Here is an 18,152-nt window from a genome sequence, read left to right as displayed (position 1 = left end):
GATCTCCGGACGGACGTATCGCCATAGGGAAAATGTATCCAAACCGCGCAAACAAGGCCGAAAACCGCATAAATCTATTACCCAGAAAAATTGTTGAACGCCTTAAGTTGGGTGGATTGGATCGCACCCGCGTGTACGTGGACGCCAAACATAGGCTCGAGTAGACACAGGTACTGCGGGCGCATCTCCTCGGTGTCGTCGAAGGTGACGAACTTGTAGGCGGCGATGTTGACGTGCGCGGCGGCGGCGGCGATGGCCTGCGCATCCGCGTCGACGGCATCGCCCGCTACCGCCAGAGGATCGCCCAGAGCAAACCGAGCGCGGAGCAGTTCGAAGCCAATACCGGCGAGGTCGCGCTGCGCGTGGTCGGCGCCGACGCCCTGCCGGCCGAAGACCACCTGGCGTTGGCTCAGGTGCAGCGCAACCTGTACCTCGAGCAGCAGATGGTCAACAAGCGGCTGTTCGAAAACGGCGAGGGCACCAAGACCGACATGCTGGAAACCGAGGCGCGGCTGGACCTGGCCGAGGCCCAGCTGTTCGAGGCGCGCGAGAACGTCACCAGCCAGCGCGCCGTAATCGAAGGCGTGGCCGGCATGGAAGTGACCTCGCTCGACAAGCTCGAAGTCAAAACCAACAAGGTGTGATCGAACTGCGCAAGTCGCACTGCCTGGTCGAGAGGAGCGTCGCGCGCATCAAATAATAGCCGTAACACGAAACGATCCCCACTTAGTCCTTGGCGCGGGTGTAGGGGTTTCGACCCTCCGGAATCATTCTGATAATGGTGCTTGACACCATAGGGTGGTTATGGTGCCATGGACCCCATGAAGGCCAAAGAACTATTCCGAGTCAAGCAGTCGCATGGTGCCGAATTTGTCGAAATTGTGATCTGGCAAGTCCCAGAACCCGTTCATCCTTCCGAGCATCCTTTCAAGTATCGACTGGTTTATGTGGTCGATGGGAGACGTATGGTCGGTTATGACAATGAACGCGGGAAGGGCGACCACAAGCACTTGGGCGACCGTGAAGAGACCTACCGTTTCGTCAATCCACAGCAATTGATGGCTGACTTTATGGCTGATGTGAAAGGAGTTAAATAAGATGAGTGAGCGTATTCTCAATGTAACGGTGGGAGGGGCGCTCGATTCGACCTTGGAACTGGCTGCCCATACAATGGCGGCGCTGGAGCGAGGTGAAGCGCCGGTACCGTATTTTGGCGTGGGGTTTTCCGATGTTGGCCAGCTTTTCGCTGTTTTTACGCCGCGACGCTGGGATTTGCTTGCCGCCCTGCGGGACGGTGGACCAATGACAATAGCCGAGCTGGCACGACGCGTCAGACGCGATTACAAGAATGTGCATGGTGACGTTGAGAAACTGGCTGAATGGCAGGCCGTGGAGAAGGACGATAAAGGTTTAGTCGTTGCACCTTATTCAAAAATCGTCGTGGATATTCGATTGCCGCGCGGCCGCGCCGCGTGAGCCGGCTTCAGGGTGGCGACAAGCTCAGCCCGCTACGGCTACGAGTTGAATCTTGAAATGGCTGTCTGCGAATTTGTAGAACGATCTATGAGGCGTCCGTCCCCGGTGCGCAGTGCGGGCACGACACCTCGTACACATAGCGTGGGTCGAGCTGCTGGCGCGGCGTGACCACCGCGCGGCAGGCGAAGCACTGTACCGTCACGGTTGGCTCAAGCTGTGGGTTCAGCGCGGTGCGGTAATCAAACACGAAGCAGTCGCCGGTGTAGTGCTCGCCGCCGACGTCCTCGAAATACTTCAGGATCCCGCCTTCCAACTGGTATACGCTGTCGTAGCCGATGTTCTGCATGTGGATCGCCGCTTTTTCGCAGCGAATGCCGCCGGTGCAGAAGGTCACCACGGTCTTGTCGGCCAGCGCGTCCTTGTTGGCCGCGATCACTTCGGGGAACTCGGTGAACTTGGCGATGCGGTAGTCGATCGTGTTGTTGAACGTCCCCACGTCCACTTCGAACGCATTGCGCGTATCGACCATCACCACCGGCTTGCCGTTGTCGTCGTGGCCCTGATCGAGCCAGCGCTTTAGCGTGGTCGGCGCTACCGCCGGCGCGCGCCCCAGCTCCGGCTTAATCAGCGGCATGCGCATCGTGATGATCTCTTTCTTGATCTTCACCAGCATGCGCTTGTGCGACTGCTCTTCCGAATAACTCTCCTTGACCTCGATATCGGCAAAGCGCGCGTCGCTGCGCAGCCACGCCAGGAAGCGGTCGATCTGCGAGCGCGGGCCCGACAGGAACAGGTTGATGCCTTCCGGCGTCAGCAGGATGGTGCCTTTCAGGCCGAGCTCCTTGCAAATCTCCTGGTACTGCGGGCGCATCTCCTCGGTATTGTCGAAGGTGACGAACTTGTAGGCGGCGATGTTGACGTGCGCAGCGGCGGCGGCGATGGCTTGCGCGTTCGCGGCGGCGGCGTGGTCGATGGTGACGTGCATGGTGGCTAACTGAAGGATTCGGGACAGCCGCTATTATAAGCTGCCGGGAATTATACTGGCACCGCGCCGGGCGGCTAATTGCTGGAAGCCGCGCGCAGGTCTGACATCGGCGTCAGCAGACACGGGGTTGACGGCGTTCAGGAGACCGAAACGTGATCGACTTCAGAGCGGTGCATGCACTGCTTGGATAACAATTACAGATCAGGCCAACAGCTGCATGCCGCCAAACTTCGCTGCGGCCTTATCGAAAGTCACCGTAGATTGACAGCCAGCCTTGTGCCCGGCCCGCTCGAGCATGCAGTCGGCGAAGTCGGCCTTCGATGCTTCGAAAATGGTGATTGCTGCAATTGCCGTGTCGGCATTCTCGATTTTCAGTTCGCGCGTTCTAGACAGCATTTTGAGAATAGTAACAACCTCGGTCTTGCTGGCTTGGTAACAACTCTGCATTACCCAAACAAATTCAACCAGCGCAATGGTCGTGACGAATCCCGGGTTTTCAACGGAAAACTAGTCGAAGATTTTGCTCGCTTTTGGTGACTGAAGGGCGTCATCCTGAGCAATATACCGAACCAATACGTTCGTATCGAGGCCGATCATGTTGGATTGGCTGCTTGCGCGGCGATTGCCTCGTTCATCGCCTCTATCGAGACTGGTCTCGGCGGTTTGCGGAGCATGCCTTTCAACGCTTGGACGGGGCTGTTTGCTGCCACAATGGCATATTGGCCTATGTCCGTTTCGACGAATTCAATTCGGCTGCCTGTGTCCAAACCAAGTGCGGCGCGAACGGAAGCCGGAATTGTAACCCGTCCCTTCGATGTAACTGTCGCGGTTGCCATGCTGATCCTTTCTTGGTTCACTCCTTACATTAAGGTAAGGGCGAAGGACTGTCAAACCCGAAAATCAAGCGAGTGCTTTCGCGGAAATCACATGCTTGCCGTCGTGCACACACCTGCGCCCGAGCGACTGCGCGGCGTGTTTCCGCTGCTGTACGCGGTCGATGGCACCGACATGCGCAATCTTCACATGCACCACCGCTTCTTCGCACAGCTGGGCAATTGCAAAATGAGTATGGATGTCATGGATCTTGGGTCCGAAGCGGTGGCCGCACCGGCAAAGCGGGCGGCGCCGGCGTTTGTCCACCTTCGCGTGCACTCCGAATACTCGATCGTCGATGGCCTGGTGCGGATCGACGATATCGTCGGCGCTGCCGCCAAAGACAAGCAGCCGGCGCTGGCCATCACCGACCTGGACAACCTTTTTGGCATGGTCAAGTTCTACAAGGCCGCGCGCGGCACGGGCATCAAGCCGGTGATCGGCGTCGACGCCTGAAGGGAAGCTGGTGTCAGGTCTGACATTCGGACATTCATGAAGCAAATGTCCGAATGTCAGCGCAATAATCGGCGGCGGGCGCCGAAGATCGCCCCGAAGCAAACACCTTTATTACTGCTGGTTCTAGGAAGCTCCACTCTTATGGTGTTTGCTTAAGAGACCTGACACCAGCTTCTTCCAAACTCGCCTCCCGGTTTTCGCAACTGACTTCGCGCAATCTGCAGATGTTGCAAACATGATAAATTTGGCTGGATTGCCCTCTTTAGGGCTGCAATCCGGAATGGGGATCATGCGTTTATCTCGAATCGGGGAATTAGCGCGCCAGCCGGACAGCGCCGCCGACCAGCTGTTCGCCGCGCTGCTGCGCGATGGCGATCAGTTTCTCGATGTGGGCGCCGACAGCACCATTTCGGCGCGCTTCACCCAGCACATCGCCTGCGACGTTATCCGCATCGAGGTTGAAAATTCCGCCCTCGACGGCGTCGACTGCCTGCGCGCGATCGCGCGCTGCAAGCCGGTGCTGCTGCTGGAAGTGAACCACTGGCGCCTCGACGACTGCCAGCGCACGACGCTGCCCGATTTCCTCGCCGCGCTGCGCACCATGTTCCCGCTGCTGTTCGCCGTCGACGGCGCCCGCTTTCACGACCTGCACGATGCCGACGGCGCCTGCCTGGCGATGTACGGCCACATCGCCGCCACCTTGCGCTATCCGCTGCTGGTGGGCGCGTTCGAGCACACGCGCCTGGCGCAACCGCCGCGGACATAAAAAAAGACAGGGCGAACCCTGTCTTTTTATTCCAGTGACGCCGAATTACTTGGCGACCGGGGTAGCAGCTGCAGCTTCGGCCTTGGCCACTTCGGTTTTAGCCGCGTGCTTGGCTTTTGCCTTGGCTTTCGTGGCCTTGTGCTTGGCGTGTGCCTTGGCTACCTTGGCGTCGGTCTTGGCTTCCGCGACATCCGCTTTCGCTTCTGCGTTTGCGACTTTGGCATCGGCCTTGACGACAGTCTTGGTCTGCTCGGCATCGGCCTTGACGACGGCGGCGGTGTGCTTGGCGTCAGCCTTGACCATCGCGGTAGCGGCAGGGGTCTGGGCGAAAGCGGCGGTAGCGAAAACGGTAGCGATGAGTGCGGCGATGAGGTTTTTCATGGTGGTCCTTTAGTGGTTGAACAGTGGTACAACTGAGCCTATAACGCCACCCGGGAATTTCCGGTTGACACATGTTACATGTACTTACACCTGCCCCGCGGCACAACCGTTTCCCGTTTGGGGCACGAGGTTTTCACGGCGGCCACGCGCCGGCGCGGTAAAATAGCCCTCCTTTGCAAAGCCGGTGAAACACAATGAGTATGGATGTCATGGATCTGGGTACTGAAGCGGTGGCCGCACCGGCGAAGCCGGCGGCGCCGGCGTTTGTCCACCTTCGCGTGCACTCCGAATACTCGATCGTCGACGGCCTGGTGCGCATCGACGACATCGTTGGCGCCGCCGCCAAGGACAAGCAGCCGGCGCTGGCGATTACCGACCTGGCCAACCTGTTCGGCATGGTCAAGTTCTACAAGGCCGCGCGCGGCAAGGGCATCAAGCCGGTGATCGGCGTCGACGCCTGGATCACCAACGACGACAACCGCGACCGCCCATCGCGCCTGCTGCTGCTGGCGAAGAACCACACCGGCTACCTGCAGCTGTGCGAGCTGCTCTCGCGCGCCTGGCTCACCAACCAGCACAAGGGCCGCGCCGAAATTCGCACCGACTGGCTCGAGGCGCTCGCCACCAGCGCGTCGACGCTGCATCCCGACCAGACGCAGGCCAATGGCCTGATCGTGCTGTCGGGCGCCCATTTCGGCGACGTCGGCCAGGCCATCGAAAACGGCGACCTGGCGCTGGCCGAACGCCGCGCCCAGCGCTGGGCCGCGGTCTTCCCCGGCCACTTCTATATGGAAGTGCAGCGCTCCGGCCAGCCGAACCAGGAGCCGCAGCTGCGCCACACGGTCGCCTTGGCGGCCAAGCTTGGCGTGCCGGTCGTGGCCACCCATCCGGTGCAGTTCCTGTCGCCCGACGAATTCATCGCCCACGAAGCGCGCACCTGCATCGCCGAAGGCGAGATGCTGGCCAACGCCAAGCGCGTCAAGCGCTTCAACGAAGAGATGCGCTTCAAGACCCAGGCCGAGATGGCCGAGCTGTTCGCCGACATGCCGGCGGCGCTGGCCAACTCGGTCGAAATCGCCAAGCGCTGCAACGTCGTGCTCACCCTCGGCAAACCGCAGCTGCCGGACTTCCCGACGCCGCCCGGCATGACGATCGACCAGTTCCTGGTGTCCGAATCGATGGCCGGACTCGAACAGCGCCTGCTGCAGCTGTACCCCGACCCCGTCAAGCGCGAGGCAGAGCGCGCGCGCTACGAGGCGCGCCTGAAGTTCGAGACCGACACCATCTGCAACATGAAATTTCCCGGCTACTTCCTCATCGTGGCCGAGTTCATCAAGTGGGCCAAGGAAAACGGCGTGCCGGTCGGACCGGGCCGCGGATCGGGAGCCGGCTCGCTGGTGGCGTACTCGCTGCTGATCACCGACCTCGATCCCTTGCAGTACAACCTGCTGTTCGAGCGCTTCCTCAATCCTGAACGCGTCTCGATGCCCGACTTCGACATCGACTTCTGCCAGGAAGGGCGCGACCGCGTCATCCAGCACGTCAAGGATTTGTACGGCAAGGAGGCAGTCTCGCAGATCGCCACCTTCGGTACCATGGCCGCCAAGGGCGCGATCCGCGACGTCGGCCGCGTGCTCGATTTCGGCTACAACTTCTGCGACGGTATCTCCAAGCTGATCCCGTTCAAGCCGGGCAAGCCGGTGACCATCGCCGACGCCATCGCCGAGGAACCGCAACTGGCCGAGCGCCTGGAAAACGAGGACGAGGTCAGGCAGCTGCTCGACCTGGCGCAGCAGGTCGAAGGGATCGCCCGCAACATCGGCATGCACGCCGGCGGTGTGCTCATCGCGCCAGGCAAGCTGACCGACTTCTGCCCGCTGTACACGCAGGGCGGTGACTCCGGCGTCGTGTCGCAATACGACAAGGACGACGTCGAAGCGGTCGGTCTGGTCAAGTTCGACTTTCTGGGCCTGACCACGCTGACCATTCTCGATCGCGCGGTACGCTACATCAAGCAGCTCGATCCGGCCAATGCCGACTTCGACCTGGCCAGGCTGCCGCTCAACGACCGGCCATCCTACGAGCTGCTGACCAAGGCGAAGACGGTCGCCATCTTCCAGCTCGAGTCGCGCGGCATGCAGGGCATGCTGAAAGACGCGCGGCCCGACCGCTTCGAGGACATCATCGCGCTCGTCGCGCTGTACCGTCCGGGCCCGATGGACCTGATCCCCGATTTCTGCAAGCGCAAGCACGGCGAAAAGTTCGACTATCCCGATCCGCGCACCGAGGCGATCCTGTCCGAGACCTACGGCATCATGGTCTACCAGGAGCAGGTCATGCAGATGGCGCAGATCGTCGGCGGCTATTCGCTCGGCGGCGCCGACATGCTGCGCCGCGCGATGGGTAAAAAGAAGGCCGAAGAGATGGCCGAGCACCGCGAGATCTTCCGCGCCGGTGCCGCCAAGGATGGCTTGAGCGCGCAGAAGGCCGACGAAATCTTCGACCTGATGGAAAAATTCGCCGGCTACGGCTTCAACAAGTCGCACGCCGCCGCCTACGCGCTGCTGTCGTACCACACCGCCTACCTGAAGGCGCACCACACGGCCGCGTTCATGGCGGCCAACCTGTCGCTGGCGATGGACGACACCGACAAGATCAAGATCCTGGTCGAAGACGCGATCGACGTCTGCCACCTGACCTTGCTGCCGCCCGATATCAACCATTCCGACTACCGCTTCACGCCGGAAGGCGCGGCGCCGTCCATCACCGGCAAGCGCGTCACCAACATCCGCTATGGCCTGGGCGCAGTCAAGGGTTCGGGCCAGTCGGCGATCGAGGCGATCATCGCCGCGCGCACCAGCGGCGGCGCCTTCACCGACCTGTTCGACTTCTGCAAGCGCGTCGACCGCAAGCAGATCAACCGCCGCACCATCGAGTCGCTGATCCGCGCCGGCGCCATGGACTGCTTCGGCGTCGACCGCGCCATCCTGCTCGCGTCGGTGGCGTTTGCCGTCGAATGCGCCGACCAGGAGCAAAAGGCGGCCAACCAGGTCAGCCTGTTCGGCGGCGACGACAGCGACCTGGTGGCGCCGCCGGAGTACGTCAAGACGGCGCCGTGGAGCGAGAAGCAGAAGCTGTCCGAGGAAAAAATCGCGCTTGGCTTCTACCTGTCGGGCCACATGTTCGACACGTATTCGGACGAGGTGCGCCGCTTTGCCCGCACCAAGCTGAAAGACCTCGACCCGTCGCGCGAACCGCGCATGCTGTGCGGCGTCATCACCGGCGTGCGCAGCCAGATGACGCAGCGCGGGCGCATCCTGATCGTCTCGCTCGACGACAAGACCGCGGTGGTCGAAGTGACCGTCTACAGCGAAGTATTCGACGCCAACAAGAACATCTTCAAGGAAGACGAATTCCTGCTGGTGGTGGGCAAGGTGTCGGAAGACCGCTTCAACGGCGGCCTGCGCATCACGGCCGAGAAGGTGTACGACATCGCGCTGTCGCGCATCCAGTACGGCCACCGGCTGGCGATGACGATGGCCTGCAACGTCAATCCGGCCAAGGTGGCCGAGGTGCTGCAGCCGTACCGCAACGCCGATGGCCTGCCGGTGGCGCTGCGCATCAAGCCGCAGGGCGTCGAATGCACGCTGCAGCTGGGCGACGAGTGGCGCGTGGCGCCGTCCGACGCGCTGCAGCTGGCCTTGGAGCAGGTACTCGGCGCCATAGAAGTCGCCGTCGAATACTAGCGCGGTCGCGTCCGGGGTCTGACCCCGTCGGGTCAGACCCCGGTGTTGTGTTTGCGGAGCTGTAGCCGCGGACCTCGCATCACCCGGCGTCGCGCAACCCACTGGCCGCCTGCGTCGTCCCGTCGGCCTCGCGCCGCTGCACCGTCATCCGGTTGCTCGACGCCTGGGCGCGCTGCGCTTCCTTGTGCCACAAGTGGAACACCTCGGTGGCGAACGCGCCGTCCTTGCGCATCACGCCGGCATTGAACAGCCGCAGCACCATATCCGAATCTTCGTATCCCCAGCCGCTGAAGCTGGCGTCGAAACCATTGACCTTCTCCACGTCCGCGCGCCACATCGCCATGTTGCAGCCCTTGATGCGCCGGTAGCTGAAGCGCTTCTTGGCGCGGCCGATGTCGGGCAGGGAGAACAGCAGCTGCATCACCTTGTTGATATGCCCGGCCGCGCGCAGGCGCAACTTCTCGCCAAGCTGCAGCCCGTACAGCGCGATTTTCCCCGCCAGCGCCTTCTGCGTGAATTCAGGCCCCACCAGGATCCGGCTGCCCGTCACCATGAACCCGCGCTGCGCCAGCTTGCGGTGCTGCGCTATAAAGTCGCGCTGCGGCACGCAATCGCCGTCGATGACGACGATGTACTGGCCGCGCGCCGCCGCGATGCCGCCGTTGCGCGACATCGTCAGCCTGAAGCCGACGTCCGGCTGCCACACATGCTGCAGCGGCACCGGCGAACGCGCCGCCAGCTGCGCCACGGTCTCGCGCGTCGCTTCGCCCGAGCCATCGTCGGCGATGATGATCTCGAAATTGCGGTCGGTCTGCGCGAAGCAGCCTTCGACCACCGCCTCCAGCGCGTCCGGCCGGTTGTAGGTGGTGACGATCAGCGAGATGGTGTCATTCTCGCCCAGGCCCTCGGCCATCCGGCGCCGCCGCGCGCCGACATACAGGCAGCCGCCAAGCAGCAGGAACCAGTGCGCCTCGGTGGTATCCCACAGCAGGCTGTTGAACGACGAGGCGACGAAGTAGATTACCCACAGCAGCGCCAGGCTGTCGGTCTCGAAGCTTCTCGGCCCGAGCGCCGCGCTGCCCAGCGTGAAGAGCATCGCAAAATACAGCGCCAGGCCGGCCAGGCCCAGTTGCACCGCCACCAGCAGAAATTCGCTGTGCGGCTGGTTGCGCACCAGCGCCTCCGCCGATCCGGCCGGCCAGACGGCGCGCGCAGTCGGCGCGTACGCCTCGGCGAACGATCCGGTGCCCACGCCCAGCAGCGGGTTGGCGGCCACTACCTCCATCCCGACCCGCATGAAGCTCATGCGCAAGCCGTTGGGAGTGCGCAGGGCGCCGGTCGCCACTTCGTTGATCAACGCATCGGTGCGCAGCTTGACGTTGGGCGAGGCCAGGTAGGCGGCGAAGAACACCAGCGCGATCGCGCCGATGCCCGCTACCTTCAGCAGCGGCGTCGCGCGCCGGTGCAGCAGCAGCACCGTGACCAGGCCAATGAACAGCGTCACATAGCCGGTCCGGCCCTGCCCGAGGATCATGATCGGCACGGCGAAAAACACGGCGGCGCCGATCGCCGCCAGGCGCGCGCGCGGCGTCGCCGCATAGCTGGCGACCAGCAGGCTGGCGCTGGTGGCAAAGCCGAGCAGGATGCCGATCGTGATGTGGTTGCGGAACACGTAGGCATCGTTGGCGTCCTGGCTGACGCGCCACCAGCCCAGGCTCGACGTCGGCATCATGCCGAAACGGGTCAGGTAGCACGCCGCCGCCAGCACGGCGGCGCCGGCCAGGAACCAGCGCAGCGCGCGCGACGACAGCGCCGGGTCGCGCCAGCTGAGGGCAATGCCGATCGGCAGGATCAGCAGCCGCGAGTATTTTTTCAGCGCCATCAGAATTTCTTCGCCCGGCGCGATCGACCAGCTGGCGCCGACGATGAAAAGGGCCAGCAGCGCCAGCGCCAGCAGGCCTGGCGGGGAGCGCAGCACGCGCCGCAGCGGCGCGCTGCTAAACAACGCAAACACGAAGCCGATATACGCCAGGCCGACGAACAGGTTGGTCAGGGCAGTCGAAAACGACACCGAAAACAGCGCCAGCAAGAACAGGTTGCGCACCGTCGCTTCGGTCCGCGTCAAGGCGGGTTGTGTGGCGTTTTTCATCGTTTTGTGGCGCTCGTCCCTGTGCATATGGTGCGGTATTCTACCGCAGCGCTGCCGGGGCTACGGCGGCGCTGCCCGCTACTGCCCGGTTTGAGGTAAAGTCCGGGGAACCGCATCTGATGGCCGAACTCGAAAGACCGAACAATGAAAAATAGTAGCAGCATCGCCCGGCGCCTGTTTGCGCTGGTCCGCCCCTATCGCGCGCGCGCGATGCTGGCGCTGGTGGCCATGGCCGGCACCGCGGCGACCCAGCCGCTGCTGGGCAAGGCGCTCGAACTGCTGCTCGACAAAGGCTTCGCCAACAAGGTCGATTTCAACCTGTGGCTGGTGCCGGCGGTGCTCGTTTCGCTGTTCGTCATGCGCGGCGTGTTCACCTTTTCCACCGCCTACCTGAACAACTGGGTCATGAGCCGCGTCCTCAACGACTTGCGCGGCATGGTGTTCGAGCGCCTGCTGCGCCTGCCGGTGGCGCGCTTTCACGAAGAGTCGACCGGCAAGATCATCAACACCGTCATCGGCGACGTACGCCAGGTCGTCGACATGATCAACTCGGTCTTCCTCGCCTTTGTGCGCGATTCGCTGGTCGTCATCGGCCTGCTGATCGGGCTGATGATGCTGAACTGGAAGCTGACCATCATCGCGCTGGTGGTGGTGCCGCTGACGGCCGTCATCGTGCGCACCACCACCGGCCGGCTGCGCCGCCTTAACCGCGACAACCAGCGCGTCACCGGCGAGATGACCCAGGTGGTCGAAGAGGCGGCGCGCGGCCACCAGGTGATCCGCGTGTTCGCCGGCGAACGCTACGAGCGGCGCCGCTTCGAGATGCGCAGCGAGGCGCTGCGCGGCTTCTCGCAGCGCATGACGGTGGCCGCCGCCGCCACCGTGCCGATCACCCAGATCGCCACCGCGATGGCGGTGTCGGTGGTGATCATGATCGCCATCCGCTCCGGCATGAGCGTCGGCGAATTCACCAACTTCATCACCCTGATGCTGATGCTGCTGCAGCCGCTCAAGGCGCTGGTCGAAGTCAACGGCCCGATGCAGCGCGGCATGGCCGCCGCCGAAACCGTGTTCGAGATGATCGACGCGCCGGTCGAACACGACACCGGCGCCACCGTGCTGGGCAAGGCGCGCGGCCACCTGCAACTCGAGCGCGTCTCGTTCCGCTATGCCGACAACAACCCCAACGCGCTGACCGACGTCTCGCTCGACATCCAGCCCGGCCAGACGGTGGCGCTGGTGGGCGTCTCCGGCGGCGGCAAGTCCACATTTGTGAACCTCGTCACACGCTTCTACACGCCGCAATCGGGCCGCCTGCTGCTCGACGGCGTGCCGTACGACGACATCGCCCTGACCAGCCTGCGCGCCCAGCTGGCGATGGTCAGCCAGAACGTCGTGCTGTTCGACGACACCCTGGGCGCCAACATCGCCTACGGCGCCGAGCAGGTCGACAGCGCGCGCCTTTCCGCCGCCATCAAGGCGGCGCACCTGGCCGACGTCGTCGCCGCGCTGCCTGACGGCGTCGATACCATGATCGGCGAAAACGGCATGCGCTTGTCGGGCGGCCAGCGCCAGCGCGTCGCCATTGCCCGCGCCATCTACAAGGACGCGCCGATCCTGATCCTCGACGAGGCGACGTCGGCCCTCGACAACGAATCGGAACGCGCGGTGCAGGGCGCGCTCGACGCGCTGATGGCCGGCCGCACCACGCTGGTCATCGCACACCGCCTGTCGACCGTCGAGCGGGCCGACCGCATCGTCGTCATGGACGCCGGCAGGGTGATCGAATCGGGCCGCCACGACGAGTTACTGGCCAAGGGCGGCGTGTACGCCAACCTGTACCGCCTGCAGTTCTCGACGGAGGCGGCGTGACGCGCACGCTTGTCATTTCGCCCAACTGGATCGGCGACGCGGTGATGGCGCAGCCGCTGCTGCAGCTGCTCAAGCAGCAGCACCCCGATCGCCCGATCGACGTGCTGGCGCCGCCGTCGGTGGCGCCGGTGTGGCGCGCGATGAAGGAGGTCGACAGCGTGCTCGAAACGCCGTTTCGCCACCGCGCGCTGCAGCTCAAGGAACGCTGGGCCTACGCGCGCGTGCTGCGCCAGCGCGGCTACGCCGCCGCGTATGTACTTCCCAACACGCTCAAGTACGCGCTGATACCCTGGCTGGCCGGCATTGCCACGCGGGTCGGCTACAAGGGCGAAACGCGCTACGGCCTGCTCAACGTGATGCACCACGACGACAAGCCGGCGCGCCCGATGGTGGCATTTTATGCGGCGCTGGCGCAGGATCCGGCGCTGGCGCTGGCAAAAGTGCCGCGCCCGCGCATGCAGGTCGGCGCCGGACAGATCGCCGCGGCGTGCGCAAAAACCGGCGTCGCGCTGGATCGCCCGCTGGTGGTGTTTGCGCCCGGCGCCGAGTTTGGCGCCGCCAAGCGCTGGCCGGCGGCCCATTTCGCGCAGCTGGCGCAGGCGATCTTCGCCGCCAATCCGCTCGCCCAGGTCGCGTTGCTCGGTTCCCCGAAGGACCGCGAAGCGTGCGATGAAGTCGTCGCCGGCAGCGGCGGCGCCGGCATGTTCAACCTGGCCGGCGCGACAAAGCTGGACGAAGCAATCGCGCTGATCGCGCGCGCCGCCGCGATAGTGGCGAACGATTCGGGCCTGCTGCACATCGCATCGGCCCTCAACCGCCCTGTCGTCGCCTTGTACGGACCGACCGATCCCGATCACGCGCCACCGTTTTCCGACATGGCGAAGTCGATTTCATTACGCCTGGAATGCTCGCCGTGCAAGCAGCGCGAGTGCCCGCTCGGCCATCACAACTGCATGAACCAGATGACGTCCGAACTCGTATGGAGTGAACTTCGGCCGATTCTTGGGGTCTGACCATAGGTCAGACCCGTTCACGTGAGGTCCGCATCAGCGGGCAAAGTACAACTCCTCCAGGTTTGCCAGGTCCACTTCCGCCGCAGCCTGCGACAGCACCACCTTCCCGCTTTGCATCAGGTACACATGGTCGGCCACGCCGACCGCGCGCTTGGTATTCTGCTCGACCAGGATGATCGTGCGCTTGCCGTCCTTCAGCCGCGCGAGGATCTCGAACAGCTCGTTGACGACCAGGGGCGCCAGGCCCAGCGACGGCTCGTCGACGATCAGCAGCTTCGGGTCCGACATCAGGCCGCGCCCCATCGCCAGCATCTGCGCCTCGCCGCCCGACAGTGACCCGGCCATCTGGCGGCGCCGCTCGCGCAAGCGCGGGAACATCGTGTACGCCTCATCGAGCCGGATGTTTACCTGCGCGCGGTGCGCCTTCGGAAAGCCGCCCATGATCAGGTTCTCTTCCACGCTCATGTCGCGAAACACCATGCGCCCCTCGGGGATCATCGCCACGCCGAGGTCTGCCATGCCCCAGGTCGGGACGCCCTTGAGCGGCGCGCCGTTCAGCGTCAGCTGGCCCTGCGTCACCGGCAGCAGTCCCATGATGGCGCGCAGCAGGGTCGTCTTGCCGGCGCCGTTCGGGCCGATGATGGTGGTCAGCTTGCCGGCCGCCGCGGCGATCGACACGTCCCACAGCACGTTGATGGCGCCATAGCCGGCGCGCACCTGCGTAAGTTCTAGCATGCTAGGCTCCCGTATAGCTTTTGATGACGGCCGGATCGCGGAACACCGCTTCGGGTGTGCCGTCGGCGATCAGCTGGCCGAAATTGAGCACCGCCACGCGCGGGCACAGCGACGTGATGGTCTCGATATCGTGTTCGATCATGACGATGCCGACGCCGAACCTGGTGTGCAGGTCGCGCAGCATGCCCATGAAGCGCCGCTTGCCGGTCGTCTCCAGCCCGGCCAGCACCTCGTCGAGCAGCAGCAGCTGCGGATCGGTCGCCAGCGCCTTTGCCACTTCCAGCGCCTTCAGTTCCGTCAGCGCCAATTCGGTCGCGGCGTGCCGTTCGGCCTTGGCCGACAGGCTGGTAAAGTCGAGGATCTCGTCGATCCTCGCGTGGTCGACGCGGCCGGTGCCGAAGCGCTGCGCCACCAGCAGGTTTTCGCGCACCGTCAGTTCGTGCATCGGTTGGGGCACCTGGAAGGTGCGGCCGATGCCGAGCCGCGCGCGGCGGTACATCGGCGCCGCGAGCACGTCCTGGCCGTCGAAGCGGATGCGGCCCGCGGTCGGGCGCACCAGGCCCGAGATGGCGTTGAACAGCGTGGTCTTGCCGGCGCCGTTCGAGCCCACCAGGCCGATGACGTCATGGCTGCCGATCTTCAGGGTGACGTCGTTGACGGCGGTCAGGCCGCCGAAGCGCACCGATACGTTTTCAAGTTCAAGCATGGGCCACCTTCTTTTTCAGCAGCGGCATCAGGCCGGAGGGACTGAACACGATCATCGCCACCAACAGCACGCCAAGCACCAGCTGGTGCCCGGTCGGCATGATCGACTTGAAGATCAGCTGGTCGGCCAGGTAGACCACCAGGGCGCCGATGACCGGCCCGGAGATGGTGCGGTAACCGCCGAAAATCGCCGCCACGATCGGCACGGTCACCCACAGCGCGCTGAAGGCGTAGTCCGGCTCAAGAAAGTTGATGTAGTGCGCGTTGACTGCGCCGAACACGCCGGCCATGAATGCCGACACCATCAGCATCGCGCCCTTGAGCAGTGTGCTGTTGACGCCGACGACGCGGGTGGCGTCTTCGCTGTCGTGCATGGCGCGCAGCGCGATGCCGTAGTAGCTGGCGCGGATCCGGTGATAGGCAAAGGCGAACAGCAGCACCAGCGTGAGGGCGATCAGGTAGGCGCCCATCTTGGTGCCGAAGTCGAAGCCGAACACGGTCGGAAAGCTCGGGATGCCCGATACGCCGCCCGAGCCGCCGGTGACGGACGACCATTCGGTGGCGAGAATCTTGAAGATGTGCGCGTAGGCCAGGATCGCCAGCGCGAAGTAGGGCCCGCGCAGGCGCAGCACCGGCATCATGACGATCGAGGCCAGCACCGCGCCGATGCCGCCCAGCGGCACCGCCAGCGCCACCGGCAGGCCGAGCTTGACGGTGGTGATCGCCGAGACGTACGCGCCGACGCCGAAAAACGCCGAATGGCCGAAGCTGACCATGCCGCCGAGGTTGCCCAGGAGGGCCCACGACAGCGCGACGCCGCCGATGACCAGCGCGGCGACGATCATGCTCATCACGTAGGCGTTGCCGCCGAGCGCGAACGGCACCACGGCGTAGCCGGTCACCAGCGCCGCCACCAGCAGCTTGTTGATCTTGATTGCGCCTTTCATCCTCTTCTCCCCGCCGCGCCAAACAGGCCATTCGGCATGACGAACAACACCAGCAAAAACAGCGTCATGCCGGCCAGTTCCTGCAGCGCGGAGCTGGCCAGGGTGACGGTCAGCGCCTCGGCCACGCCGAGCAACACGGCGCCGAGCAGCACGCCGGGTATCGAGCCGATCCCGGCGAGCACGGTGATGATGAAAGCCTTGACGGTGAGGGCGCCGCCGTAGGCCGGCTGGATCACGCCGTAGCTGAACAGCGCGACGCCGGCGAACGAGGCCAGGATGCCGGCAACGATGAACGACACCAGTTCGGTGCGGCCCGGATCGATGCCCATCAGTTTGGCGGCGTCGCGGTTGGAGGACACGGCGCGCACGGCGCGGCCGTACCAGCTGCGCGCCAGCCACCACCACAGGGCGCCCATCAGCACGATGGCCACGCCGAAGAACAGCAATTCGCTGCGCATGCTGTACAGCGGGCCGACGACGAATGCTTCCTGCAGCCAGGTCGAGCTGGTGGAGCGCACGTCGGCGCTCCAGACCAGCAGGATGGCGTTGGTGAGGATGACGCCGATGCCGTACGTGAGGATCAGCGAATTGATTTCGCGGTCTTTCCTGATGCGGCTGACGATGAGGTAGACCGATACCGCGGCGATGCACACGACCACCAGGGCAATCGGAATCGCCAGCATCGGCCCGAAGCCGAGCTTCGATTCGACCGTGTAGGCGACGTACGCGGCGAGCAGCACCAGCTCGCCGTGGGCCAGGTTAATTACCTTCATGGTGCCGAACACCAGTGCCAGGCCGAGCGCGATGAGGGCGTACGAGCCGCCCTGCAACAGGCCCGAGTACAGCGCCTGCAGTATCAGATCTGTCATGGCGTGTTACCAGGGCGTGGCAGGGTAGGCCAGCTTGCCGGTGACGTTTTCCTTCGGCCAGACGATGACGATCTTCTTGTCCTGGTGCTGTCCCATGCGGTGCACGAAGTTCGTGTTGTCGCCGTTGGCGCCGAACTGCACGCGGCCGATCAGCGTCTCGCGGTCGGTCTTGCGCATCTCGTCGGCGATGCCGCCTTTCTGTACCGTGCCCTTGTCGGCGGCGCGCGCGATCGCTTCGAACAGCAGCATCGACTGCACGTAGCCAAACTGGCCGAGGTAGTCCGGCTCCTTCTTGTAGATCGCCTTGTAGGTGTCGGCAAAGTTCTTGCCGTCGGCGGTCTTGAATTCGGCCGGGAACGGCAGCAGCGCGGTGCCGAACACGTTCGGCATCAGGTCGGGGAAGTCGGCGGCCATCTTCGGCGTTGCGAGCGACCACACGCCGACCATCGCCTTGACGGTTGGCTTGAGCACGCGCGCGGCGCGCAGAATGCCGACGTAGTCGTTCTCGTAGCCGACCATCGCGATCACTTCCGACTTGTCCTGCAGCTTGACCTTGTTGATGATGGGCTTGAAGTCGGTGATCGCCGGATCGAACGAGTGCATCGTCACGGCGACGCCCTTGGCCTTGAGCGAGGTTTCGACATCCTTGGCCAGGCCCGACGTGGCGTCCTTGGTCGAGTAGACGATGGAGACCGATTTGGCGCCGACGTCATGCAGCAGGCCGATCATGGCCTTCTCGTAGCCGGCCGAGTTATTGATGCGGAAAAAATTCTTGCGCCCGGCGTTGACCAGGCTGTCGTCGACGCCGCCCGAAGTGATGTAGACGAGCCCGAGCTTGTTGGCCGCGTCGGAGGCCGGCGAGATGTTGTTGCTGCCGTAGCCGCCGGTGATGGCGACGACGCCTTCGCTGGCAAGCTTTTCGACGGCGGCGATGGCCTTGGCCGGCGCGGACTCGTCGTCGATGGTGATGATCTTGATCTTGTGCTTGCCGTTGGTCTTGTTGAACACTTCGGCAGCGACCATGATCCCTTCCTGCATGCCGGCGCCAACGCGCGCCAGGCTGCCGGTGAGCGGCAGTTCCGCCCCCACCTTGAACTCTTCGGCGCTGGCCGCGCCCATGAATGCAGCCGAAACCATGGCTGCCAGCCCGATACGTTTAAAAGTCGTCTTCATCTACTT

At 64.0% G+C, this 18,152-nt stretch carries 17 protein-coding genes and 1 pseudogene; 8 read left to right on the top strand and 10 right to left on the bottom strand.

The genetic code is table 11. From position 1 onward, the window contains the following. Positions 1 to 233 precede the first annotated feature (233 nt). From ACP7DD_RS07190 to ACP7DD_RS07180, 3 genes are all read left to right on the top strand, one after another. On the top strand, positions 234 to 644 hold the full coding sequence (locus ACP7DD_RS07190) for a hypothetical protein (protein ID WP_426174027.1): 411 nt from the start codon (positions 234 to 236) through the stop codon (positions 642 to 644). A gap of 177 nt (positions 645 to 821) precedes the next feature. Beyond that, entirely contained in the window at positions 822 to 1,097 is a 276-nt protein-coding gene (locus ACP7DD_RS07185; RefSeq protein WP_426174026.1) for a toxin-antitoxin system TumE family protein, read from the top strand. Between the two features lies 1 nt (position 1,098). Further along, positions 1,099 to 1,476, top strand: coding sequence for a hypothetical protein (locus tag ACP7DD_RS07180; RefSeq protein WP_426174024.1), 378 nt, complete (start codon positions 1,099 to 1,101; stop codon positions 1,474 to 1,476). 85 nt (positions 1,477 to 1,561) lie between these two features. Here the strand turns inward: ACP7DD_RS07180 and ACP7DD_RS07175 are convergent, their stop codons facing one another. The 3 genes from ACP7DD_RS07175 to ACP7DD_RS07165 form a co-directional block, all read right to left on the bottom strand. Further along, positions 1,562 to 2,461, bottom strand: a complete 900-nt coding sequence (locus tag ACP7DD_RS07175; RefSeq protein WP_426174023.1) for a sulfurtransferase — start codon at positions 2,459 to 2,461, stop codon at positions 1,562 to 1,564. Between the two features lie 201 nt (positions 2,462 to 2,662). Further along, on the bottom strand, positions 2,663 to 2,908 hold the full coding sequence (locus ACP7DD_RS07170) for a PIN domain-containing protein (RefSeq protein ID WP_426174022.1): 246 nt from the start codon (positions 2,906 to 2,908) through the stop codon (positions 2,663 to 2,665). A 146-nt stretch (positions 2,909 to 3,054) separates the two neighbouring features. Continuing rightward, entirely contained in the window at positions 3,055 to 3,297 is a 243-nt protein-coding gene (locus ACP7DD_RS07165) for an AbrB/MazE/SpoVT family DNA-binding domain-containing protein (protein WP_426174021.1), read from the bottom strand. A gap of 241 nt (positions 3,298 to 3,538) precedes the next feature. Between ACP7DD_RS07165 and ACP7DD_RS07160 the strand changes: the two are divergent. Together ACP7DD_RS07160 and ACP7DD_RS07155 are read left to right on the top strand one after the other, a co-directional pair. Continuing rightward, positions 3,539 to 3,784: pseudogene (locus ACP7DD_RS07160) on the top strand (PHP domain-containing protein); the annotation flags it as partial. A 295-nt stretch (positions 3,785 to 4,079) separates the two neighbouring features. Beyond that, complete coding sequence (locus ACP7DD_RS07155) at positions 4,080 to 4,556, top strand: hypothetical protein (protein ID WP_426174020.1); 477 nt, start codon at positions 4,080 to 4,082, stop codon at positions 4,554 to 4,556. Between the two features lie 45 nt (positions 4,557 to 4,601). On the opposite strand, the gene ACP7DD_RS07150 is transcribed toward ACP7DD_RS07155, so the two are convergent. Next, positions 4,602 to 4,937: a hypothetical protein gene (locus tag ACP7DD_RS07150; RefSeq protein ID WP_426174019.1), complete on the bottom strand. Its 336-nt coding sequence runs from the start codon at positions 4,935 to 4,937 to the stop codon at positions 4,602 to 4,604. Positions 4,938 to 5,146: 209 nt separating this feature from the next. Between ACP7DD_RS07150 and dnaE the strand changes: the two genes are divergently transcribed. Next, positions 5,147 to 8,683: a DNA polymerase III subunit alpha gene (gene dnaE / locus ACP7DD_RS07145; protein ID WP_426174018.1), complete on the top strand. Its 3,537-nt coding sequence runs from the start codon at positions 5,147 to 5,149 to the stop codon at positions 8,681 to 8,683. Positions 8,684 to 8,762: 79 nt separating this feature from the next. On the opposite strand, the gene ACP7DD_RS07140 is transcribed toward dnaE, so the two are convergent. Next, positions 8,763 to 10,808 carry a glycosyltransferase gene (locus tag ACP7DD_RS07140; protein WP_426174017.1) on the bottom strand — a complete coding sequence of 682 codons (2,046 nt, stop codon included), beginning with the start codon at positions 10,806 to 10,808 and terminating at the stop codon, positions 8,763 to 8,765. Positions 10,809 to 10,976: 168 nt separating this feature from the next. Between ACP7DD_RS07140 and msbA the strand changes: the two genes are divergently transcribed. Both msbA and waaF read left to right on the top strand, forming a co-directional pair. Continuing rightward, positions 10,977 to 12,704, top strand: a complete 1,728-nt coding sequence (gene msbA, locus ACP7DD_RS07135) for a lipid A export permease/ATP-binding protein MsbA (protein ID WP_426174016.1) — start codon at positions 10,977 to 10,979, stop codon at positions 12,702 to 12,704. Continuing rightward, a complete protein-coding gene (waaF, locus tag ACP7DD_RS07130; RefSeq protein WP_426174015.1) occupies positions 12,701 to 13,717 on the top strand; it encodes a lipopolysaccharide heptosyltransferase II in 1,017 nt (338 codons plus the stop codon). Before msbA ends, waaF begins: the two co-directional genes overlap by 4 nt. Positions 13,718 to 13,750: 33 nt before the next feature. Here the strand turns inward: waaF and ACP7DD_RS07125 are convergent, their stop codons facing one another. The 5 genes from ACP7DD_RS07125 to ACP7DD_RS07105 are packed head-to-tail and all read right to left on the bottom strand — an operon-like array spanning position 13,751 to position 18,146. Further along, positions 13,751 to 14,452 carry an ABC transporter ATP-binding protein gene (locus ACP7DD_RS07125; RefSeq protein WP_426174014.1) on the bottom strand — a complete coding sequence of 234 codons (702 nt, stop codon included), beginning with the start codon at positions 14,450 to 14,452 and terminating at the stop codon, positions 13,751 to 13,753. A 1-nt stretch (position 14,453) separates the two neighbouring features. Next, positions 14,454 to 15,158 carry an ABC transporter ATP-binding protein gene (locus ACP7DD_RS07120; RefSeq protein ID WP_426174013.1) on the bottom strand — a complete coding sequence of 235 codons (705 nt, stop codon included), beginning with the start codon at positions 15,156 to 15,158 and terminating at the stop codon, positions 14,454 to 14,456. Continuing rightward, positions 15,151 to 16,104 carry a branched-chain amino acid ABC transporter permease gene (locus tag ACP7DD_RS07115; protein ID WP_426174012.1) on the bottom strand — a complete coding sequence of 318 codons (954 nt, stop codon included), beginning with the start codon at positions 16,102 to 16,104 and terminating at the stop codon, positions 15,151 to 15,153. Before ACP7DD_RS07115 ends, ACP7DD_RS07120 begins: the two co-directional genes overlap by 8 nt. Further along, positions 16,101 to 16,973 carry a branched-chain amino acid ABC transporter permease gene (locus ACP7DD_RS07110; protein WP_426174010.1) on the bottom strand — a complete coding sequence of 291 codons (873 nt, stop codon included), beginning with the start codon at positions 16,971 to 16,973 and terminating at the stop codon, positions 16,101 to 16,103. The genes ACP7DD_RS07115 and ACP7DD_RS07110 overlap by 4 nt, the downstream gene beginning before the upstream one ends. 6 nt (positions 16,974 to 16,979) lie before the next feature. Continuing rightward, the gene (locus ACP7DD_RS07105; RefSeq protein WP_426174009.1) at positions 16,980 to 18,146 is read right to left on the bottom strand and encodes an ABC transporter substrate-binding protein; all 1,167 of its coding nucleotides are present in this window, start codon (positions 18,144 to 18,146) and stop codon (positions 16,980 to 16,982) included. Positions 18,147 to 18,152: the final 6 nt, after the last annotated feature.

This window comes from Massilia sp. TWR1-2-2, from assembly GCF_049897565.1.
In the GTDB taxonomy this organism is placed as follows: Bacteria; Pseudomonadota; Gammaproteobacteria; order Burkholderiales; family Burkholderiaceae_D; genus JAFCUW01.
Note: the sequence above shows the minus strand (reverse complement) of the source record. Positions and strands in the feature narration are given on the sequence as shown.